Source organism: Niallia sp. FSL W8-0954 (genome assembly GCF_038005605.1).
Lineage (GTDB): Bacteria > Bacillota > Bacilli > Bacillales > Cytobacillaceae > Niallia > Niallia circulans_A.
Map to the genome: position 1 here is coordinate 2,954,914 of NZ_JBBOTN010000001.1, position 21,233 is coordinate 2,976,146.

The 21,233-nt window shown below is 36.2% G+C and carries 22 protein-coding genes; 1 reads left to right on the top strand and 21 read right to left on the bottom strand.

All coding sequences use genetic code 11. From position 1 onward, the window contains the following. Positions 1 to 172: 172 nt before the first annotated feature. From NX902_RS14585 to NX902_RS14615, 7 genes are read right to left on the bottom strand one after another with little or no spacing between them, the layout of a single operon-like run. On the bottom strand, positions 173 to 1,156 hold the full coding sequence (locus NX902_RS14585) for a biotin--[acetyl-CoA-carboxylase] ligase (protein WP_095331880.1): 984 nt from the start codon (positions 1,154 to 1,156) through the stop codon (positions 173 to 175). Then, the gene (locus NX902_RS14590) at positions 1,141 to 2,346 is read right to left on the bottom strand and encodes a CCA tRNA nucleotidyltransferase (RefSeq protein WP_123259284.1); all 1,206 of its coding nucleotides are present in this window, start codon (positions 2,344 to 2,346) and stop codon (positions 1,141 to 1,143) included. Before NX902_RS14590 ends, NX902_RS14585 begins: the two co-directional genes overlap by 16 nt. Continuing rightward, positions 2,330 to 3,484 carry an N-acetyl-alpha-D-glucosaminyl L-malate synthase BshA gene (gene bshA, locus NX902_RS14595; protein WP_095331876.1) on the bottom strand — a complete coding sequence of 385 codons (1,155 nt, stop codon included), beginning with the start codon at positions 3,482 to 3,484 and terminating at the stop codon, positions 2,330 to 2,332. The genes NX902_RS14590 and bshA overlap by 17 nt, the downstream gene beginning before the upstream one ends. Then, positions 3,481 to 4,194, bottom strand: a complete 714-nt coding sequence (gene bshB1 / locus NX902_RS14600; protein WP_095331950.1) for a bacillithiol biosynthesis deacetylase BshB1 — start codon at positions 4,192 to 4,194, stop codon at positions 3,481 to 3,483. The genes bshA and bshB1 overlap by 4 nt, the downstream gene beginning before the upstream one ends. After that, a complete protein-coding gene (gene mgsA / locus NX902_RS14605) occupies positions 4,184 to 4,630 on the bottom strand; it encodes a methylglyoxal synthase (RefSeq protein ID WP_095331874.1) in 447 nt (148 codons plus the stop codon). Before mgsA ends, bshB1 begins: the two co-directional genes overlap by 11 nt. 13 nt (positions 4,631 to 4,643) lie before the next feature. Next, a complete protein-coding gene (gene dapB / locus NX902_RS14610; protein WP_123257843.1) occupies positions 4,644 to 5,444 on the bottom strand; it encodes a 4-hydroxy-tetrahydrodipicolinate reductase in 801 nt (266 codons plus the stop codon). A 30-nt stretch (positions 5,445 to 5,474) separates the two neighbouring features. Next, on the bottom strand, positions 5,475 to 5,807 hold the full coding sequence (locus NX902_RS14615; protein ID WP_095331870.1) for a nucleotide pyrophosphohydrolase: 333 nt from the start codon (positions 5,805 to 5,807) through the stop codon (positions 5,475 to 5,477). Positions 5,808 to 6,039: 232 nt separating this feature from the next. Between NX902_RS14615 and NX902_RS14620 the strand changes: the two genes are divergently transcribed. Next, a complete protein-coding gene (locus NX902_RS14620) occupies positions 6,040 to 6,918 on the top strand; it encodes a YitT family protein (protein ID WP_095331868.1) in 879 nt (292 codons plus the stop codon). Positions 6,919 to 6,999: 81 nt separating this feature from the next. On the opposite strand, the gene NX902_RS14625 is transcribed toward NX902_RS14620, so the two are convergent. From NX902_RS14625 to aroC, 14 genes are all read right to left on the bottom strand, one after another. Then, the gene (locus NX902_RS14625; RefSeq protein ID WP_095331866.1) at positions 7,000 to 8,034 is read right to left on the bottom strand and encodes a serine hydrolase domain-containing protein; all 1,035 of its coding nucleotides are present in this window, start codon (positions 8,032 to 8,034) and stop codon (positions 7,000 to 7,002) included. A gap of 128 nt (positions 8,035 to 8,162) precedes the next feature. Further along, the gene (locus NX902_RS14630; protein WP_341161079.1) at positions 8,163 to 9,347 is read right to left on the bottom strand and encodes an MFS transporter; all 1,185 of its coding nucleotides are present in this window, start codon (positions 9,345 to 9,347) and stop codon (positions 8,163 to 8,165) included. Between the two features lie 311 nt (positions 9,348 to 9,658). Further along, entirely contained in the window at positions 9,659 to 10,333 is a 675-nt protein-coding gene (locus tag NX902_RS14635; RefSeq protein WP_047940378.1) for a zinc metallopeptidase, read from the bottom strand. A gap of 60 nt (positions 10,334 to 10,393) precedes the next feature. Next, on the bottom strand, positions 10,394 to 11,206 hold the full coding sequence (gene ypjB / locus NX902_RS14640; protein WP_095331862.1) for a sporulation protein YpjB: 813 nt from the start codon (positions 11,204 to 11,206) through the stop codon (positions 10,394 to 10,396). A gap of 73 nt (positions 11,207 to 11,279) precedes the next feature. Further along, entirely contained in the window at positions 11,280 to 11,873 is a 594-nt protein-coding gene (locus NX902_RS14645; protein ID WP_163186179.1) for a DUF1405 domain-containing protein, read from the bottom strand. 125 nt (positions 11,874 to 11,998) lie between these two features. Beyond that, positions 11,999 to 12,544, bottom strand: a complete 546-nt coding sequence (locus NX902_RS14650; protein ID WP_047940375.1) for a ReoY family proteolytic degradation factor — start codon at positions 12,542 to 12,544, stop codon at positions 11,999 to 12,001. 135 nt (positions 12,545 to 12,679) lie between these two features. Further along, positions 12,680 to 13,942: a tetratricopeptide repeat protein gene (locus NX902_RS14655; protein WP_341160803.1), complete on the bottom strand. Its 1,263-nt coding sequence runs from the start codon at positions 13,940 to 13,942 to the stop codon at positions 12,680 to 12,682. 24 nt (positions 13,943 to 13,966) lie between these two features. Next, complete coding sequence (locus NX902_RS14660) at positions 13,967 to 14,866, bottom strand: hypothetical protein (RefSeq protein WP_123259279.1); 900 nt, start codon at positions 14,864 to 14,866, stop codon at positions 13,967 to 13,969. Positions 14,867 to 15,001: 135 nt separating this feature from the next. Continuing rightward, positions 15,002 to 16,297 carry a 3-phosphoshikimate 1-carboxyvinyltransferase gene (gene aroA, locus NX902_RS14665; protein WP_095331854.1) on the bottom strand — a complete coding sequence of 432 codons (1,296 nt, stop codon included), beginning with the start codon at positions 16,295 to 16,297 and terminating at the stop codon, positions 15,002 to 15,004. Positions 16,298 to 16,312: 15 nt separating this feature from the next. After that, positions 16,313 to 17,416 (bottom strand): prephenate dehydrogenase, encoded by a 1,104-nt coding sequence (locus NX902_RS14670; protein ID WP_095331852.1) that lies wholly within the window; start codon positions 17,414 to 17,416, stop codon positions 16,313 to 16,315. Between the two features lie 27 nt (positions 17,417 to 17,443). Continuing rightward, entirely contained in the window at positions 17,444 to 18,547 is a 1,104-nt protein-coding gene (gene hisC, locus NX902_RS14675) for a histidinol-phosphate transaminase (protein ID WP_341160804.1), read from the bottom strand. A gap of 16 nt (positions 18,548 to 18,563) precedes the next feature. Next, positions 18,564 to 18,929, bottom strand: coding sequence for a chorismate mutase (aroH, locus tag NX902_RS14680; protein WP_095331848.1), 366 nt, complete (start codon positions 18,927 to 18,929; stop codon positions 18,564 to 18,566). Beyond that, on the bottom strand, positions 18,930 to 20,012 hold the full coding sequence (gene aroB, locus NX902_RS14685) for a 3-dehydroquinate synthase (RefSeq protein WP_095331846.1): 1,083 nt from the start codon (positions 20,010 to 20,012) through the stop codon (positions 18,930 to 18,932). Next, positions 20,012 to 21,184, bottom strand: a complete 1,173-nt coding sequence (aroC, locus tag NX902_RS14690; protein WP_095331844.1) for a chorismate synthase — start codon at positions 21,182 to 21,184, stop codon at positions 20,012 to 20,014. The genes aroB and aroC overlap by 1 nt, the downstream gene beginning before the upstream one ends. Positions 21,185 to 21,233: the final 49 nt, after the last annotated feature.

Consider the following 21,233-nt stretch of genomic DNA (forward strand, 5'->3'; position numbering starts at 1 on the left):
ATAGAAGGATTGTTTTATATGTCTATTTTCATCCCTCTGTCCTTGTCCAATTGTGGATCTAGGCAGATTAAATTATGGTTTATGCACATTCAAACATACTGGTGCAGTTCATTAAGATACTGCCCGACAAAAGCATTATAACAAATATTTCTCTATCCTGACTATGGGCAAATTACGTTTCCAACAAAATATCCGCAGAGTAAATCGAATGCATAGCCCCTTGCTCATCTTCAAGTAGCAAAACACCATCTTCTGTAATACCCTTTGCAAGTCCCGCTATGCTTCCATTCAGCGTATTAGCTGTCACTTTTTGTCCTAGGCTCACCGAATAGCTTTCCCACAGAAGCTTGATTGGATAAAAACCTTTCTCTAAATAAAGCTGATATAATTTTTCTAGCTGCAACATGATTCCTTGGATAAGTTCTGCCCGATCCCAGCTCTTTTGTGTTTCCAGATAAATAGAAGTGGCACTTGATTGGAGATCTTTCTCAAAGTCTTCAAGCTGCTGATTCACATTAATTCCTATTCCGATGATCAACGAATGAACTCTATCACTATCTGCTTGCATTTCTGTTAAGATGCCTGTTAGTTTTTTCCCATGCAATAAAAGATCATTTGGCCATTTAATATCTGCTTGTACCCCAGTTACTTCTTGAATTCCTTGGACGACTGCAACAGCTGTCAGCAATGTCAGCTGCGGCGCTCTCATTATCGGTATGTTCGGTTTTAAAATAAGACTCATCCATATTCCCTTATATTTAGGTGATTGCCATTTTCTTTCTAACCGTCCTCTGCCACCTAATTGCTCTTCTGCTATCACTAAGGTTCCCTCTTCTGCTCCTTCTAGCGCAAGTTTCTGAGCGATAGTTTGAGTAGAATCAACCGAATCTTCAAAATGGATATTTCTACCCATGTACATCGTATTTAAACCAAAGAATATTTTATCTGGTACAATTTTTTCTGGTGAACTGATAATTCGATAGCCCTTTTTTCGGACAGCTTCTAATATAAAGCCATCTTTTCGCAATGACTCAATATGTTTCCAAATGGCTGTTCGCGAACACCCTAAAAGTTCTGCTAGTGATTCACCAGATAAGTATTGATCAGGATTATTAGTAAAGGCTTCAATTAAACCTTTTCTTATATCTGATGACATCGTTTCAGCCACTCCTTTATTAATTGCTTGTCATTAGAAAGTTTTTCTTCCACGACATTCCTTTCCACTAAGGAGAGAACATCTTTTATCCATGGACCGGGTCTTTTTTCTGTCCAACTTAATAGATCGTTTCCGCCGATTTTTAGTTCTTCCATTGATTTAATCGGCAACTTCTCATACTTTTCTTCTAAATGAACAATATCTATGTTTACCTCGCAATTTTTTAACAATTGATACATTTTTTCCGCACTAACCGCAACAGATAATGTTGCAAAATACAGCGCCTGATTAGACCAATTAGTCATCTGCTCTCTTTGCAGCATCCAATATATTATCTTTTGAATAGTCTTTATTTGCTTGACTGATAATTTCCACGCACGTAAAAACAATTCTATTTGCTGCTTTTCCTTCATTCCAAGACATAAAATTAAAACAGCCCATTTTTCTAGCAATCCAAGCTTGGTCAGTGGTAATTTCGCGAACATAGAAACCCCTTTTTCTTCTGATGATAGCATCGGTAAGAATTGATATATTTTAGTTTCTACCATAATTTTTAAAGCTTCTAAACACCATGAACCTTGTAAAAGTTTTTCAAATTCAGCTGTTATTCTCTCTACCGCTATTTTTGAAAGAAGCTGTTGATTGTTTCTAATGCCATTTAGCGTGTCTTTCTCTAAGTGGAAGCCTAAAGTACTCACAAACCGAATTCCTCTCATTATTCTTAACGCGTCTTCTTGAAAACGTTCGTTCGGATTGCCAACTGTTTTAATTTCTTTTTTTTCTAAGGATTCTTTTCCATTAAAATAATCGATGACACGACCGTTTTTATCCATCGCCATTGCATTAATAGTGAAATCACGGCGTTTAAGATCTTCTTTTAACTCCCGTACAAAATGTACTTGCTCTGGTCTGCGGTAATCTCTATATGCGGATTCTGTTCGAAATGTTGTTATTTCATATGTATGTTGATCCCATATTACCATCACAGTCCCATGGGCAATCCCTACATCAATAGTGTGAGGAAAGATCGATTTAATTTCTTCCGGTGTTGCGGAAGTAGCAATATCGATATCATGAATTTGCTTATTTAATAAATGGTCTCGAACTGCTCCTCCTACAAAATATGCTTCATAACCTGCTTTCTCGATTTTATTAATAATCGGGAGAGCTTCTTCAAACGGATTTATCATTCATTTCACCAGTTTCTAAAATAGATTTATAAATCTCTATATATTGGTCAACGATGATATCGGCCCGGAAATAATCTCGTACTCTCGAAATAGAATGCTGCGAAAATTGGGCATGCTTCTTTTCATCCGTTAACAGCTTTATCGAATGTTTAGCAATATCTTCTATATCCCCAAGTTCACAAATATACCCTGTCTCATTTGGAACAATTACCTCAGGAATACCGCCGACATTTGTTCCTATGACGGGAACCCCGCATGCCATAGCTTCTAATGCCACCAAACCGAAGCTTTCTTTTTCCGAAAGAAGCAGCATGAGATCACTTAAAGAATAGAGCTCCTCCAAATTCTCTTGTTTGCCAAGAAATAATACCTTTTGTCTTAATTGAAGCTCATCCACTAATTTGGTCACCTTCGACATTTCAGGTCCATCACCAACAAGCAATAGTTTTGCGGGAATCTGATTTGCGATTTGATGGAATGCTTGTACAACATCTGTAACTCTTTTTACTCCTCTAAAATTAGAGACATGAATAACAACTTTTTCTGTATCGGAAATCGCCAGTTCTTTTTTCAAATGACTTGCATCGACTTTCCGATAAATTCGCTCATCAATAAAATTATAAACAGGGAGTATTTCTTTGTTTGGCTCAATTACTTCATAAGTTTGGGCGATTAATGAATTAGAAACTGCTGTTACGAGATCTGATTTTTCAATTCCAAAACGTATTCCCGCTGCAAGTGATGGATCATATCCTAGTACTGTTATATCGGTGCCATGAAGTGTTGTAACTATTTTGACATCCCTGTTGCTCATCTGTTTTGCTAATATAGCACAAACAGCGTGTGGGATTGCATAGTGAACATGCAACAAGTCTAACTCTTCTCGATTAATGACTTCCGCCATTTTGCTGCTTAATGCTAAATCATATGGCGGGTATTGAAAAACAGCATATTGATTTACTTCCACTTGATGGTAATAAATATTCGGATACATTTTATTTAAACGAAAAGGAATACTGGAAGAAATAAAGTGAATTTCATGTCCTCTCTCAGCCAGCATCTTTCCTAATTCTGTTGCAATAACCCCTGATCCGCCAACTGTCGGATAACAGGTAATGCCGATTTTTAATTTTTTCATTTGTCTCCACCTAATAAATCTTGATTTAATAATATTGGCTTAGATTTAATAAATCCTTCTGCGTAAATCACACCAACTTCTTTGCCAAAAAGTTTTTCTCTTGCTTCTATTGTGTCAATATAGCCATTTGTTAACGGAGTTTCCACACTGTTTTCACCTTTAACAAATTGACTTTGATAACAATTAAGACTAGCTTGCTTTTGCTCCATATAATCACTAATATCAATAACAAAATCAGGTTTATGAAAACCGTTTATCATGTAATAGTATTGATTCTGTACTTTATGGGCTGATGTATTTCCAACCTGATAGTTTTTTATCCCTGCTGAAAAGACTGCTTCATTCACAATTTTGGTGCAATTGCCATGATCCGGATGTCTATCTTCCCAATAAGGAGAAAACACAATCTTTGGTTTGTATGTACGAATCACTTCCACTACTTTTTTTATAGCTTTTTCTTCTAGATATAAACCTCGATCAGGAATCTGCAATGTCATTCTTTCAGCAATTCCCAGCACTTCTCCTGCTTTTTCCGCTTCTTGTTTACGTCTTTTTACTGTGCCATTTGAAGAAAGATTACTTTCTGTTAAATCACAGATAATAATCTTTTTCCCCTGTGCAGCATATTTTGCGATGGTTGCACCCATGCCGATTTCTACGTCATCGGCATGAGCACCAAAAGCGAGTATATCAACTTCATCAGTTTTCATTGAGTTTTTCTGTGAATTTTTTTGCCACTGGTTCTGTCTTTCCATGAACTATCTTTCTCCAATCTATGTCACCTTGCTCGAGTCCTCGAATTAATACTTCTCCAGTTCCCATATTTGTTGCCAGCGGAACAGAATAAACATCACATAAACGGATTAATGCTGTAACATCAGGTTCATGAGGCTGTGCAGTTAGAGGATCTCTAAAGAAAAAAACCATATCCATATCATTATTAGCAATATACGAGCCTATTTCTTGATCACCGCCGAGTGGTCCTGAATGAAAACGATGTACATCTAATCCTGTTGCTTCTTGAATTCTACCACCTGTTGTTCCAGTTGCGTATAAAGTATGCTTTGCAAATATATTTTTATAAGCAACAACAAAAGCAACCATGTCATTTTTCTTTTTATCATGAGCAATTAAAGCAATGTTCATCCTAATTCCACTCCTACTCCATAATATTTTCTAAACCGTATATCAATACATTTAGCTTTAATACCTCTTCTACTGCAAATTTAACACCTGACATAAAGGAAGCCCGATTATAAGAATCATGTCTAATGGTTAATGATTCTCCATCTGATCCGAACATAACCTGTTGATGGGCAATTAAGCCTGGTAGACGTGTAGAGTGTATTCTCATTCCATCGAAATCTGCGCCTCTTGCGCCTGGTATGGTCTCTTTTTCGTCTGGGTGTCCTTGTTTTTTGCTTTCTCTTACTTCTGCAATAAGCTCAGCTGTTTTCACAGCAGTTCCAGATGGTGCATCCAGTTTTTGATCATGATGCATTTCCATAATTTCCACATCGGCAAAATAGCGTGCAGCCATTTTAGAGAATTTCATCATTAACACAGCACCCAAAGCAAAATTTGGCGCAATGATACAGCCGCGATCCATTTCTTCACATAATTTTTCTAATTCGGCTAAGTTTTCTTTCGTAAACCCGGTTGTTCCTACTACTGGTCTAACACCATAGCTTAAAGCTGTTTTAGCATGATGCATGCCGAACTCAGGCGTTGTTAAATCAATAAGCACATCCGGTTTTTCTGTTTGTAGACATTTTTCTATATCCGTATATATTGGTACATCATAAGAAGCAAAGCCTTCTATCTCTTTTAAGCTTTTCCCCTCATTCTTATGATCTAAAACTGCAACAAGTTCAAAATTCTCTGTTCTTCCCATTAAATAAACTGCTTCTGTTCCCATTCTGCCTCTAGGTCCTGCGATTACGATTTTTACTTTATTCAATGTCCTAACTCCTTAATATGTATTTTGTCTTTATTGATCTTTCCTTGTCCAACGATCTTTATCCCGTGTGTTAAATTTATGCATAACACGATTATGTGCTTCTTCTAAATCGATATTAAGTGAATTGGCTAAACAAGTTAACACAAACAACATATCCCCAATTTCATCCGTAATTTCTTTCTCTGTTTCCGTTTCTTTTTTTGGTTTCTCCCCATAGTAATGGTTTACTTCTCTAGCCAGCTCTCCTAACTCTTCTGTCAGTCGGGCAAGCATGGCCAGCGGACTGAAATACCCTTCTTTAAATTGTCCGATGTATTCATCTACTTCTCTTTGTATATCTTTTACCGTTTTATCCTGATTCAATATAAGCACCTCAAGTCAATAAGTAATCTTATCCAATTCCATGTTAGCTAATCTAAACCATTTTTACAAACATTTTTGACGATATTAATATAAGTGTCTAAAAATGCATGCTCTTCTTTTCCTAACATTAACTAATTGCTTGCTTATCTGCTAGATTGCCCATCTGCATGTGATTCGATATAATGGATACGCTAATAATAGTGCATTTTGTACTAAGAAAGAAGGCGAGTCGATGTTTAAAAGTATTAAAGTTAAAAATATCTTGTTCATCCTTTTAGGATCTGCGATATTTTCCTTCGGTATTGTTCATTTCAATATGCAGAACAATTTAGCAGAAGGTGGTTTTACCGGTATTACGCTTTTATTATATGCTGAATGGAATTTGGATCCTTCCATCACAAATTTACTACTTAATATCCCTTTGTTTTTCATCGGGTGGAAGTTATTAGGGAAAAACGTCTTTATTTACACGATTATTGGAACGGTTGCAGTCTCTATTTTCCTCTGGTTTTTCCAGCTTCCAGAGATCGAGTTACATATTCCCCTCACTGAAGATTTGACTCTAGCTGCTTTATTCGCAGGAACATTTATTGGTGTCGGCTTAGGTATTATTTTCCGCTATGGAGGGACAACTGGCGGAGTAGATATTATAGCTAGATTAGGGTTTAAGTATTTCGGATGGAGTATGGGAAAAACCATGTTCTTCTTTGACTTTTGTGTCATTACGCTTTCGTTAATCACGTATCTATCATATAGAGAAGCGATGTATACATTGGTTGCTGTTTTTGTCGGGGCAAGAGTAATCGACTTTATTCAAGAAGGGGCATATGCAGCTAGAGGAGCAATGATCATTTCTGACGACAATGAAAAAATCGCCAATAAGATAATGAGTGAAATGGATCGTGGTGTTACTGTCTTAAAAGGACATGGTTCCTTTACTAAACAAGATCGGGAAGTACTTTATTGTGTTGTCGCAAAAACAGAAATTGTTCGTTTAAAAAGCATCATTACAAGTATAGATCCCCATGCGTTTGTATCGGTTAGTATCGTTCATGATGTAATGGGCGAAGGTTTCACTTTAGATGAATATAAACAACCTCTCGATAAATAAACTAAAAAATTGTATTCACTTTGCAATTAATATTAAATTACTTGCAACGATGAATACAATTTTTTTGCTCTTACTATTGACTTAATAATCATTGCCAAAAATAGAATGATAGATCTCTCCTATTATCCCTTTCATTTGATGTACACCTAAATCAGTATTTGTCATAATTATCGCCCCTTTTTTTAATAATGGGTAAGCTACAAGCATGCTCTGAAATCCAATCCCCCATCCTAATGCAGAAATTTCCACTTCTTTATTAGAGCTATCTAAAAACACGCTCAGTCCGATCCAATTTATGTTCCCTTGCGGACTGATTATCTCCTTAGCATTTTGCCTCGATAATCCTAATTGACTTCTACCTTCCAAAGCATTCATTAATTCCAATACTAAAATCGCTAAATCAGCAGGAGTAGTCCAAATATCACAGGCTGCTGGATAAGGATAAAAGGGGTAGTTTCCGTAGATAATTTGTCCTTTATTATCATGACCAGAAGAAATATTTTCAACACCTCTTATATCAATACAGCTCTGATTCATATGTAAAGGCTGAAGGAGAAATTCTTTTAATACTATGTGAAAAGATTTCTGCAAAGTATCTTCAATCAGTTGTTGAATAATGCAAAAGCCAGCGTCCGAGTAATGAAATGCACTCATTGGTTCACAACTGATCTGTATTTTCTGCCGATTGAATACGGAAGTTCCTTCTAATATGTCTATCATAGGAGGAACTTCCTCGTTTTCTTTCCATTCCCTAAAACTACCTTCTGGGTCAATAATCCCTGATTGATGACTCAAAAGATCTCTTAAAGTTACTTTTTTGCCTTTTATCCATTTATTTGCTGTTAAACGCCAAGAGCTAAGTTTAACATTAACATCTTCATCTAAATCAAGCAGTCCAGTTTCTACTAGCTTTAAAACCAACATAGCTGTCACAAATTTACTTATAGAAGCAGAATGGAAGCGTGTCTGTTCATTAACAATATCCGTTTTACCTGCTTCCTTCACACCATACTGTTTGATACAATTAAGATTTGCATCTTGTATTACCGCTATGCTTAAACCAGCTATTTTATAATGTTTCATTCGCTCTTCTACATTTAGATTTGTTAGTGCCATCCTAACTCCTCCTGTTTTCTTTTAGAGCAATCATAGCACAAAACGAACGTATGGTCTATTTTAATTATAATTAGCTCAAGAACGAAGCTTATTACGGCGCCTATAAGTGATGTCATACTAACTATTATCTATTTTAAAGTAGAATGTATTTCACTAACTCGCTTATCCGTCGGCAGTAAATATGTCAATATTCCTAAAAGCGGCAGCAGGCTACAAATAATCATAATTGCTTGCAAACTAAATGTGTCTCCAATAACACCAAAGATTACTCCACCTAGTGCCCCTATTCCAAATGCTAACCCTACAATTAAGCCTGACACAAGGCCAATCATACCTGGAAGCAGTTCTTGTGCATAAACAACGGTCACACTGAAACTAGACTGCAAAATAAAGCCAATAATAAATAATAAAGGCCCTATTAGCCAAAACGGCATATGTGGGAGCAGTAAAGCAAACGGTGCAGATCCGATTAAAGAAAAGAGAAGAATCGTTCTTTTCCCAAAGCGGTCTGCCAATGGTCCTCCAAGAAAAGTCCCAATTACACCAGCAAGTAAAAACACAAAAACAAATATTTGCGCATTTTCAATACTTAAGCTAAACTTCTCAATTAAATAAAAGTGAAGGAAATTACTAATTCCCGCTCCATACCAAGAACGTGCAAATACAAGGAAAATTAATAAACATATTGCCAGAATAATTTCTTTATTAACAACAAATTCCCGCTTTCCTTGTTGTTTCTTTTGTGGATTTCTAATATACAATTCTCTCTTATACCAAGTTGATACTTGAAATAATACAATCATGCCAATTGTAGCTAGAAGAGTAAACCAAATGGTTCCGAATTGACCTGTTCGTACAAAAATAAAAGCAGTAAATACAGGTGCTAATGATTGACCTGCATTTCCGCCCACTTGATAAATTGATTGGGCAAGCCCGCGTTTCGCTCCAGCTGCCATATAAGAAACACGAGATCCTTCTGGATGGAAGATAGCGGAACCAAATCCAATAAATAAAACGGATAATAAGACCAAGTAAAAATTTGGAGCGAGAGAAAGGCCTAGCATTCCGATTAAGCTTGAGAACATTGCAATCGGCAATAAATATGGTGCTGGCCTTTTATCTGCCAAAACACCAAACACAGGTTGTAGAATAGAGGATGTAATGTTTAAAGCAAAGGCAATCCAACCAATTTGGGTATAATTTAATTCCATTGACTTTTGGATAACAGGAAATAAGGCAGGCACAACCGATTGCATACAATCATTCAAAAAATGTCCAAGACTTATCGCAAATAAAATCCGATAAATGGTCATCTCCTGCCGCTTTTTCCCTTGTACATATTCAGCAGTTTGCAAAAAAACCCTTCTTTCTTTTTGTTTTCTTTTATGTAAATGGCATTGTTTATTATACACCTAGCATTTTTTAAAATCTATAATTTTCTAAAAAATCAAAATTCAAATAAGTTGATTCATCAATATATTTCGTTCCCATAAGAAGTTCCGTGTAATACCACAAATCTTCTTTTTTGATGAAAAAAACCCAATCAATGATACAAAAGACTTTCGTATCATTGATTGGGTTTAGTTTCGACTGAATAAATTAAAGCCCAGCTTATTTTTAATTTCTATTCATCTCTTAACATTCCTGTATAAATCAACAGCAAACGAACTAGTTCGAGAACAGCAACTGCTGCCGCTGCCACATATGTTAATGCTGCTGCATTCAACACTTTTTTCGTTTCTCTTTCCTCATCGTTTCTTATAATCCCTAATGACACAACTTGATCCATCGCACGGTTCGATGCGTTAAATTCCACTGGAAGTGTAACAAATTGGAACAGTACGCCGGCAGCCATTAAGATGATTCCTAATAACATCATCTCTGGAAGTCTTGCAAACATCCCAATTAAAATAAAGATCCATGATGCATTGCTTCCAAAGTTAGCAACTGGAACTAATGTAGAACGAAAACGTAAAAAAGAGTATTCTTGCTGATCTTGGATAGCGTGACCAACTTCATGTGCTGCAATAGCTGCTGCTGCTACTGAATGACCATGATAGTTATCAGTCGATAAACGGACAACTTTAGAACGGGGATCATAATGGTCAGATAATACCCCTCTTGTTTCCTCGACAGATACATCATAAAGCCCATTAGAATCTAATATTCTTCTCGCTACCTCTCTACCGGACATATGGGAGGAAGAAGCTACTTTGGAATATTTTTTGTATGCACTCTTCACCTTCATTTGTGCCCAAATAGGGATGAGAATAATTAGAATAAAATATATAAAAATCATGTTTTTCCCCCTATTATTTCTAGTAGTATATTTTTATTGTAAGCAGGAAAAACACCAAAGTCAAATATTATCCCTTTTTTGTTTTGTTTTTCTTTTTTCCGCTTTATCTCCGAGATATTTCCGCCAGCCAACGTAGGATAAAGTAAGAATAATAATACTTCCCGTCGAAATAATTACCCACCATAAAGAGGGATCTGCCTCATCCTCATAGAGTTGATTAAAAACATCCTGCAATTCACTTTCTAATTGGGTTACTTCCTCTAAATCTCCTTGTTGATTAAAAACTTGTAACCGATACGTATTCATAAACTCTACAAGGGAGTTTAATTCTTGAAATTGTGCAGCGGAAACATCCAGCTTAAGACTCGGATAAATAATTTGATATAACGATAGAAAAGAATCTAACTTTTCATCAAATTTTTCTTTATCATCTAAAAGGATAGCATCCTTCATCTCTCGATAGGTTGACATAACAGGTTCTTCCATCTGAGTCCATAAAGGTTGTTCACCTGATGAAACAGCATCAACCGCCAATCGAAATTTTGTTACCGAATTTATCCGTTCGTCATTTTTAATCGATTGATTAGTGATTGCCTCTACCGCTTCATCATGTGTACCAGTTAAAATCCTCCGTTCATCTACTGTAAACGGACTTCCATTTACACTAACTGAGCTAAACTGGTTTGAAAAATAATCAAGAATTTTTTTGGCATCCTCATAACGTTCTGATCGTACAAGCTGTAATACCTCATCTGAAAGCGTATCTAGTTCATCCAATTCCTTTGCAGGCGTTTTTTGGTCTGCATATACAGAAAAAGAAATAGGCAAAAGTAAAATCAATATCATTAACAACATAACCAATTTAGCCTTCATTCTTGTCCCTCCTCTATCTACTATTAAAAATGTATGATGAGTTGGACAAGGTTAGACTAAAAAAAATGCAATTCTATTGAATCCTCCATTGTAATTCCTCGCTCTTTTTATAGGCATAATAGGCAATCAATAGACTTAAAACACTGAGCCAGAAAGTAAAGTAGCCGATATTTGCCATATATTGATCTAATACGCTATATTTAGGCATCATTTTAAACACATAATCTATCACATCATTATGTAATGTCCAAATCGCTACGAGAATAATATGCCCCCATTTAAAACGATAAAAAGGAATATATAATAATCCTTGAATGGCCATAGCCCCATGTGAAATTATGAGCATCCATGAATCAATGCCGATTGTTCCTGTTTCAAAATAAACAAGGAAGTTCATAACTACTGCCCATATACCGTATTTAAATAATGTTACTAATGCCAGCGCTTCAATTAGTGGCCAGTTTTTTCTCCATAAAAACGCAATTAATACTAACACAAAAAAAAGGCTTGCCGTCGGACTATCAGGTACAAACAATAAAAATTTCGCAGGTGTTTCTGCTAACTGATATCTATACCAATAATAGCCATACACAGTTCCGAAGAGGTTAATAGCGAGTAATAGTCCAATAAAAGATCGATTACTTAATATCATGTAAATGCTTCTCACACTTTTTCTCCTTTTACTATCTTTATCCTCCTATTTTACCATAGTTTATAAAGCATCGGAAAATCTATCGATATTAAAATAATCCCGCAAAGTCTATTATCGGCTTTACGGGACTACATGCTTTTTCATTTATTTTGAAAGAACTTCAATTGATTTGTTAAGGTAATGAACATCTCTTTATCACCATTATCTAGCGCCTCATCAATTAACTGGAGAAGTTTTTCTTTTTGGAATTTTTCTATACTCTTCACTAAAAATTGTTCTGCAATCATTTTATCTTTTTCGGTAATTTGCAGTTTTTTCGGCATAAATGGATTTTCTACTAACACAGCTGCATATTGATGAACTTGATTCGATGCATAAAAATTAAGCTGAATATAAATATCTTCATCACGATTAAGGCGAATATCATGAAAAGACTTTTCTGCATCTGTAGTCATCACATTTTCTTTATAAAATCTAAAAGGTACTTCATCAACACAATGCGTGGACATAATTAAACCTCTTGGACATTTCTCTGCATTTTCAACAAAATGGACTTTTTCCATCAATTGATCATGACTCATTAAATAATTTAAAATCCATACACATTCCCGTCTCTTCAATTGATAGTGATTCAAAAACCAACGAATGAAGTCTTTTTTCTCGTTGACAGATACAGGGGTTTTCATTTTGTAATTCCCTCCTCTGCTTGCAACAAATTTTTACTATCCAACCTGTTTTACCTGCGTCTAAGGAAATGACAATTCTCTTTGCACTCGATAAGCCTTTTACAACGTCAATTAAAACTTGTTCATCCAAAAACCTTATTCGTTATCCATAAGGCGTTGTAATATTTCAATATACTCTTCATTACTTGGATCTGTTTGTAAAAGCATATTAAAAATTTCGGCAGCATCCTTTCTTTTTCCTTCTTCTAAAAGAAAATATCCATAATCATATAGAAAATCTGGAAGTTCTTTAAAGAAAGTATATGCTAATTGATATTTGTTTAATGCCTCTGAATATTTTTCTATTCCATGAAATGCTTTAGCAGCATCCCAATGTAATTGAGGTTCTTCTATTTCTTGGTTATCCATCATCTCAATTAGCTCAAGAACATCATCAAATCGATCTTGTGTTAAAAATAATTTATTCAATAAAAGAACTGCTTCTGTAAATTCAGGATCTATTGCAAGCGCTTCTCTAAAATGTTCCTCGGCTTTTTGTTCGTCACCACGTTTTAAAGCTAATTTACCACCATATAAGTATAAATCTTTATTAAACTCATCTTGCTTTATTCCCTCGATAACTGTATTATACGCTTCATTCAGCATTTCCTCCTGCTCATAGCTGCGAGCTAAATAAAGATATAAGGAATGATAAGAGGGATCCAATCCTTTTACCTCTTCAAACCGATTTATAGCAATTGTATATAATCCTGCTTGCGATGCAGTCAAAGCGAGATTAAAGAGCGTATTGATCTCGACTTTTTCCTCGAGTGCTTTTTCATAATAAGGAATAGCATCCTCAAATGCACCCCCAGCACTTAGATTATCTGCAATTCTCCCATTTATATTTACGCCAGCGATATGTTCCTCTTTGGGTAATACCTTTTGGTAGGACTTAATCGCCTCGGTAATTTTTCCTTGTTCTGCATATAATTCACCTAACGCAAAATCGATAATTACCTCATCTGGTAAGATTTTTTGCGCTTCTTTTAGTTTTTGTTCGCTAACCTCATATAACCCATCCATTTGATAGAGATCAGCAAGCAAAAGCAATGCTTGAGGAAATGAAGGATCATTTGGGTTTAATTGTTCTAAATAAGAAATCGCGGCTTCTTCATTGCCTAATTCCATTTCTACTTCCGCGACAAGAACAAGTAATTCTCCTTCTTCTGGGTAACCTTCCAGTAAAACTAAGAATAAATCTTTTGCTTCCTCCAAAAAGCCTAACTGAAATAATTCTTCCCCCAGCACAAATCTTTCTTCATTATTCCCTGATTTTAATACATCCTGATAATATTTTAACGCTTTGTCTTGTTGACCGTCCTCTAATAAAGATATAATTTCATTAACTCTTTCCATATAATAATCCTCTCTAATCCCCTTCTATACTGTCAGGAAGGAAGGTACTTTTACTTCCAGTAATTCACCAAAGCCAGGGCGGTAAAACACTTTATCCCCTGCTCGAATACATTTACCTTTGTGTATGGTCATTTGTATTCTATCATAATGATAATGAAACAAATCATTTTCTTCAATATTTATGATTGCATCATCCATAGCAAATAAATTATATGTTACTTCTCCACCTTGATATATATTACCTTTAAATGGATATATCCCCATTTTCACTAAATCCGGATAAGCTATCGCTATTCCTTCTTTTATCTCATGGGGAATAGAGGGTATTTTAACATCTCTCATTAAGCTTGACCACATATTTTGTGCTATTTTCTTTTCTTGTTGATCTTTTGTTAAAAAAATGGGAACCAATGGAGCGTTATAGGGGAATAGGGCTTCTTTTATCCATCCCCAAGGTACTCGGTATAACGCTTTTACATCTTCTACCTCGATAAATATAACAGGGATTTTTTCTCTTTTGCATCCTCGTATAAAACTTGGTGATAGCAGTTTTAAAGGAATTTTCACGCCAGCAACAAAATCAATCGCACAGTTTAACATAGGAGTCTTCATTTTTTTCACTTGTAACGGCAATTCCCTTTCTCTGTTAACCTCTAAATAAAACAGCAAGGTTGTACACCCTTTTTTAATTAAATTTTCTTCAATGTATTGTTTTTGTTGAGTATAGGAAAGAATTCTCGTGACATGATTATCAAGCATAACTGTGGTGGGAGCCATCATATAAGGAGAACCATCCATTCGCATATATTGATAGGAGTTAAAGGTATCTCTCATCAATTCCACCCTGTTATCCTCAATTAGAATGGAGGTCTTTTTTACTCTTTGCCTCTTTAATAAATGTATATTTTCGATGATATATCGCATCTTAAATCACCGCCTAGTCTTTTTAAGACAAGCTATGATTTAAGATTTGCAAATATTCCTCCAGCAAGAATTTAATCTTATTTACTGCCAGAAAAAAATCGCCGATAAACATACTATGTTCATCGACGGGCTCTGTTATTTTCTATTCGATAATTCATTGAGATGCTCGAAAAACGAAGGATAAGATACTGAAATTGCCTTAGCATTTTCAAGGGTAAGTTCGCCTTCACAAATCTGCGCAGCAATCGCCAGCATCATTCCGATACGGTGATCTCCATGGGAATCCACTTTCGTTCCGATAAGCTTCTTCCCTCCCCGGATAATCATACCATCCTCTGTCGCTTGTATATCCGCACCTAATTTCTTTAACTCGGTTACTACTGTATCAATTCTATTCGTTTCCTTCACCTTAAGCTCATGCGCATCCTTTATAACCGTTACCCCTTCAGCCTGGGTAGCTAATAAAGCAATAATCGGAATTTCATCAATTAACTTCGGAATAATTTCTCCCTCAATCGTTGTTCCCTTTAAATCACTTGTAGACACAGTAATCGTTCCTGTAGGTTCAAATACATCGGTATCATTTTTATGAATCTCCATGCATGCTCCCATGTTATGAAGAACCTCTAAAATACCAGTCCTAGTAGGATTAAGCCCGACATTATTTAATGAAATTTTGCTGTTAGGAACGATGCAACCAGCTACAAGGAAGAAGGCTGCAGAAGAAATATCTCCTGGCACATGAATGTTGGTTCCAGAAAGCTTTTGAGCACCTTCTACAAAGATCTCCTTGTCTTTTCTGCTAATTTCGCCTCCAAATCGCTGAATCATTCTTTCGGTATGATCTCTAGTAGGTACAGGCTCTATTATTTTTGTAACTCCATCTGCATTCAGACCTGCAAATAAAATCGCTGATTTAACTTGAGCACTTGCTACTGGTAATCGATAGGTAATACTCTGTAAATTACCGCCTCGAACGGATAAAGGGGTATATTTTCCGTCTTCCCTGCCATCAATTTTCGCCCCCATTTCTCTTAGAGGAGCAACAACTCTTGTCATTGGCCGTTTCCCAATGGATGAATCACCAATTAGCGTACTATGAAATGGTAAACCGGATAATATTCCTGTTAGCAAGCGGATAGTCGTCCCCGAGTTCCCAACATCCAATATATCTTTTGGCTCTTGTAATGCTTCCATTCCTTTTCCGTGTATTACCACTTCTTTTTCATTTTGTTCTATTAGAACACCTAGCTTCCGGAAACAAGCGATCGTACTTAAGCAGTCATCGCCTAATAAAAAATTTGTAACCGTTGTTGTCCCATTTGCTATCGATCCAAACATAATCGAGCGGTGAGAAATCGATTTGTCACCTGGGACTGCAATTTCTCCTTTTAAACCTCGATTTTTTGTTTTAAGTGTGATTAAGTCCAATAGCTTCACATCCTTTTATCCAATCGTAGTGTCATAATTAGAATAGGTAGCAATACACTTCTGTGCTCTTATTCTATCTTCTTCGGTTTGAAAACTAATTGCCAGAATTCCGAATATCTCTTCTCTGGTTTCCATTATTCTAATATTCGTTATACTTATTTTTTCTTGAGCTAAATAACCTGTAATCTCAGATATAACCCCTGGATAATCCGGTACATCTACAAATAAATCATAAAAAGCTGGGATTGCCCCTTTTTGATCTTGGGGCAAACCATCTCTTACTTTTTTTGCTCGGGAAAAATAGTCATATAATTCTTCGGCCCGTTCATTTTCAATGAGAGTAAGGACTCTGTCCATTTCTTTTTTCCATTCATTCATTAACTCAATTAACACGTTTTTATTATGTATTAATATATCGCGCCACATTGAAGGGCTGCTAGAGGCGATTCTCGTAATGTCTCTAAATCCTCCGGCTGCTAACCTAGTTACTAGCTTATGCTTTTCACTAATCTGATCTGCTTGATGCACCAGTGATGCAGCAACTATATGCGGCATATGACTGATAGCCCCAGCTAACAAATCATGCTCTTCAGGAGAAATAACAAGAAATTTCGCATTTGTGCCTTGTAACCATTTTAATAAACACTGAACATGCTGATCCTTGATTTTTTCATGGGGAGTTAATAAATAAAAAGCATTTTCAAAAAGAAGTACTTTTGATGCGGAAACACCACTTTTATGGGAGCCAGCCATTGGATGTCCCCCAATAAAAGTAACGTTTTTATCTAATAGTACTTGTGACTTTTCTGTAATAACAGACTTAGTGCTTCCAACATCTGTGATGATAACATTTTCTTTCAATTCTATTTTAGAAAGTATTTCGATGATTTTTTCTGTTTCTTTAACTGGTGTAGAAAGAATAATCAAATCAGCAGTTTTTGCACCTTCTTCTATCGTTGTTGAAAGATTATCAATAACCCCCATCATACTGGCTAATTTCAAATTATCCTCGGAAATATCAAAACCTGTAATGATGCTTTCTGGGTGTTCTTTTTTTATACATAAAGCTAACGATCCACCTATAAGTCCTAAACCTATTATGAAGACGCGACCGTTCATTCTATCACCGCCTTCTATTCCCAATTGTTATTGCGCCACTTTCTTTTCAGCAAGAAACTGTTTCATTGCTTCAATCAAACCATCGTTTTCTTCTTTTGAGCCTATTGTAATTCGAACAGAGGTTGGATAATTCAATGGAACACCTGAACGGACGATATACCCTTTACTCATTAAGTATTGAAATACTTCATCCCCATCTATTTTGAAATCAACTAGCACAAAATTTGTTTGTGATGGGAAGTAGGATAAATTATTTTCCTGACAGAAACGATATAACTGTTCAAGACCTTCTCTATTTTTCTGTCGACAAGACTCCACAAATTCTTGATCCTTTAAGGCCTCTTCTGTTGCGATTTGCCCTAATGTATTAACATTAAATGGTTCTCTAACCGGGTCTAATGTGTTTAATAAGCTAGCATTGGCAACACCATATCCTACACGGAAGCTCGCAAGACCGTATATCTTTGAAAATGTTCGTAAAACGATTAAATTATTAAACTGTCGTGTGAGCGAAATAGCTTCATAATAGTCTTCTGCCACTACATACTCGTAATACGCTTCATCAAGTACTACAAGCACATCCTCTGGAACTTTTTCTAGAAAAGCAAGTAAGTCCTGCTCAGGGATATATGTACCGGTTGGATTATTTGGGCTGCATAGCCAGACAACACTAGTATTATCATCAATAGCTTTAAGCATTGCAGGCAGGTCATGTTCTGCTTTTTCTGTTAGAGGAACTTCTCGAACCTCTGCTCCATCAACGACTGCATTGTGCTTATATTGTCCAAATGTATGACTAGCCATTACCGTATTTAACCCTGGTCTTAATAAGGCTCTAGATATCATTAAGATAATTTCATCAGAACCATTTCCTAACACTAACTCTTCTGGTTTAACCTTTAAAAAATCAGCTAACGCATAGCGAAGGTTTGTTGCATATCCATCGGGATACAATGCATAAGAGCCATCGACTTTTTTTAAAGCCTCTAATACTTTTGGAGAACTTCCAAATGGGTTCTCATTAGACGCAAGCTTAACAATATGTTCAAGTTTAAATTGTTTTTTCACTTCATCTATCGTTCTACCAGGCTGGTAAGCTTTCAACCCTAAAAGCTGCTGTTTCCATTTCATATTTTTCACCTCAAGTTTATTGTTTTGTTAAATCAGGTCTTAATTGAATTGCTTTTTCTAAATAAGTATGCTGTATTTCCTCTTGCGGCAGCTCCGTGTTCCAATGCATCATAATCCGAATACACTTTTCTAATGAATGAGGAACTGCTATTTCTTTCATACACATAACTGGTACATATGTCCAATCTTCTTGCATACGAATAATTTTAGCTGGGAAAGCAGCATTTATATCATCTGTTACTGACAAAAATACGGATGCCACATCACATGCTTTTATATTATTTGCGTTTATCATCTCTTTAAAAAGTCTTTCTGTTGCAGATAAAATTTCTGCTTCGATATTGTGTTCAACCGTTATTGCTCCTCTAACGCCTCTAATCATCTACTTCCCACCTTTAAATAAACCTAATTCTTCTCTAATTACCGCTTCGTTCACTTCTACTAGCACAGGAGATCCTATTTCTTGTAAAAGGACAAAACGAATCGTCCCATTTATAGATTTCTTATCCTGTCTCATTCGATCAATTAAACGTTCTATTTCTAAATCATTGGGAATATCACAAGTATAACCTAACTGTTTAAGCCACTTTATATACTCCTCTAGCGAAAATGCTATGTCATATTTTCGCTTACTTAATCTTATCGCAAATATCATTCCAATCACGACAGCTTCTCCATGAGTAAATTTTCCATACCCCATCTCTGCCTCAATTGCATGACCTAATGTATGCCCAAAATTCAAAAAGGCACGTACACTTGTTTCCTTTTCATCTTCTTCAACAATCGCTTGTTTAACAAGAATACCTTTCTCAAGAATTTCAGACCAATAAGCAATTTTTACTTGTGATAAATCACTTATCTTGCTACGTAGTTCATGATAAAAGCTTATATCGCTAATTAATGCATGTTTGATTACCTCACCAAATCCTGAGCGAAGTTCTTGAAGCGGCAGTGTAGATAGAAACGTTGTATCATAAAAGACAGCTTCTGGCTGATTAAAAACACCAATCATGTTTTTACCTAAAGGATGGTTAATAGCTACTTTTCCGCCAACTGCACTATCATGAGCTAAAATAGTGGTTGGGATTTGAATAAAAGGAATTCCTCTCATAAAGGAAGCAGCTACATAGCCTGCTAAATCCCCAACGGCTCCGCCCCCTAATGCTAACACTAGCGATTTACGGTCAAGGTGCTGTTCTAGCATATAGGTCAAACAAGCATAAAAAACATCAAATGTTTTTGCCTTTTCTCCTGCTGGCACTGTATAGCTAACGACAGGAAAGGAGGAAAGTTTCTTTTCAACCGTTTTCAGGTGCAGCTTTTCAACTGACTCATCTGTAATAATTAAAATTTTTGTTACATCAGCAAATTCCTTTTGCAGAAATGCTGAAAGTTCTGCAATTACATTCTCCCCAATCCATACATCATAATGTTTTGACATTGTTTGAATGGAAACAGTCTGCATTAGAATTCCCTCGCATGTCTATTGTGCTCAGCAATATTAGCTACAAGTCCTTCAAATCGATCAGCATAAAATTGATCAACAATAGCTGCAGCAAGCTCCCAAGCAACTGCATGCTCTGCTACTACAGATGCCGCTGGAACTGCGCAGCTATCACTGCGTTCAATGCTAGCTGTAAATTCTTCTTTTGTATCGATATCCACGCTTTTTAATGGTTTATATAGGGTCGGAATTGGCTTCATTACCCCTCTTACAACAATTGGCATACCGTTTGTCATTCCACCCTCTAAGCCACCTAGACGGTTTGTTCTGCGAGAATAGCCATTTTCTTGATCCCATATAATCTCATCATGAACTTCACTTCCTGGCTTTCTAGCAGCTTCAAAGCCTATTCCAATCTCTACTCCTTTAAATGCATTTATACTCATGATTGCGGCAGCAAGCTTTGCATCTAATTTACGGTCATAATGCACATAGCTTCCCACACCAATCGGCATACCTTCCACTATTACTTCTACTACACCGCCAATGGAATCACCATTTGCTTTCGCTTCATCGATGGCATTCATCATTTTTAAGCCTGCTTCTTCATCTAAACAGCGAACAGGAGAATTTTCCGTAATTTCCCTAAGTTTTTCAATCGACTCATAATTAGTTATATTTGATTTTATACCACCAATTTCAACGACATGTGAGGCAACTTTAATCCCTAGTAAATCAAGGAGCTTTTTCGCCACTGCCCCTGCCGCTACACGAACTGTCGTTTCACGGGCAGAAGATCTCTCTAACACATTTCTCATATCGCGGTGACCATATTTAATAGCGCCATTTAAATCTGCATGCCCTGGGCGTGGACGACTTATTTTTCGTTTTATTTCGTTTGCTTCCGCTTCATCAATTGGGTCCTGTCCCATAACTTTAGTCCAATGCTTCCAATCGTTGTTTTCTACAATCAATGAAACCGGTGAACCTAGCGTATAACCATGTCTAATACCGCCGCCAATTTCAACGGTATCTGTTTCTATTTGCATTCTTCTTCCTCTGCCATGCCCTTTTTGTCTTCTAGCTAACTCCTTATTTATATCTTCAGCTAATAAAGGCATTCCAGCAGGAAGTCCTTCGATAATTGTGATTAATTTGGGACCATGTGACTCCCCAGATGTTAAATATCTCATAATGAATCCTTTCTCCCTTCAACGCTTTAAAGTGATTATGTTCCAATAT

Bases quoted from the DNA above. Each gene is read 5' to 3' on its own strand.
- NX902_RS14635 (WP_047940378.1), bottom strand. From the start codon at position 10,333: ATGATTTTTATATATTTTATTCTAATTATTCTCATCCCTATTTGGGCA.
- NX902_RS14585 (WP_095331880.1), bottom strand. From the start codon at position 1,156: ATGTCATCAGATATAAGAAAAGGTTTAATTGAAGCCTTTACTAATAAT.
- ypjB (WP_095331862.1), bottom strand. From the start codon at position 11,206: ATGAAGGCTAAATTGGTTATGTTGTTAATGATATTGATTTTACTTTTG.
- hisC (WP_341160804.1), bottom strand. From the start codon at position 18,547: ATGAAATGGAAACAGCAGCTTTTAGGGTTGAAAGCTTACCAGCCTGGT.
- NX902_RS14625 (WP_095331866.1), bottom strand. From the start codon at position 8,034: ATGGCACTAACAAATCTAAATGTAGAAGAGCGAATGAAACATTATAAA.
- aroC (WP_095331844.1), bottom strand. From the start codon at position 21,184: ATGAGATATTTAACATCTGGGGAGTCACATGGTCCCAAATTAATCACA.
- NX902_RS14650 (WP_047940375.1), bottom strand. From the start codon at position 12,544: ATGAAAACCCCTGTATCTGTCAACGAGAAAAAAGACTTCATTCGTTGG.
- aroH (WP_095331848.1), bottom strand. From the start codon at position 18,929: ATGATTAGAGGCGTTAGAGGAGCAATAACGGTTGAACACAATATCGAA.
- mgsA (WP_095331874.1), bottom strand. From the start codon at position 4,630: ATGAACATTGCTTTAATTGCTCATGATAAAAAGAAAAATGACATGGTT.
- bshB1 (WP_095331950.1), bottom strand. From the start codon at position 4,194: ATGAAAACTGATGAAGTTGATATACTCGCTTTTGGTGCTCATGCCGAT.
- NX902_RS14660 (WP_123259279.1), bottom strand. From the start codon at position 14,866: ATGCGATATATCATCGAAAATATACATTTATTAAAGAGGCAAAGAGTA.
- bshA (WP_095331876.1), bottom strand. From the start codon at position 3,484: ATGAAAAAATTAAAAATCGGCATTACCTGTTATCCGACAGTTGGCGGA.
- NX902_RS14670 (WP_095331852.1), bottom strand. From the start codon at position 17,416: ATGAACGGTCGCGTCTTCATAATAGGTTTAGGACTTATAGGTGGATCG.
- NX902_RS14630 (WP_341161079.1), bottom strand. From the start codon at position 9,347: ATGACCATTTATCGGATTTTATTTGCGATAAGTCTTGGACATTTTTTG.
- NX902_RS14620 (WP_095331868.1), top strand. From the start codon at position 6,040: ATGTTTAAAAGTATTAAAGTTAAAAATATCTTGTTCATCCTTTTAGGA.
- NX902_RS14590 (WP_123259284.1), bottom strand. From the start codon at position 2,346: ATGATAAATCCGTTTGAAGAAGCTCTCCCGATTATTAATAAAATCGAG.
- NX902_RS14655 (WP_341160803.1), bottom strand. From the start codon at position 13,942: ATGGAAAGAGTTAATGAAATTATATCTTTATTAGAGGACGGTCAACAA.
- aroB (WP_095331846.1), bottom strand. From the start codon at position 20,012: ATGCAGACTGTTTCCATTCAAACAATGTCAAAACATTATGATGTATGG.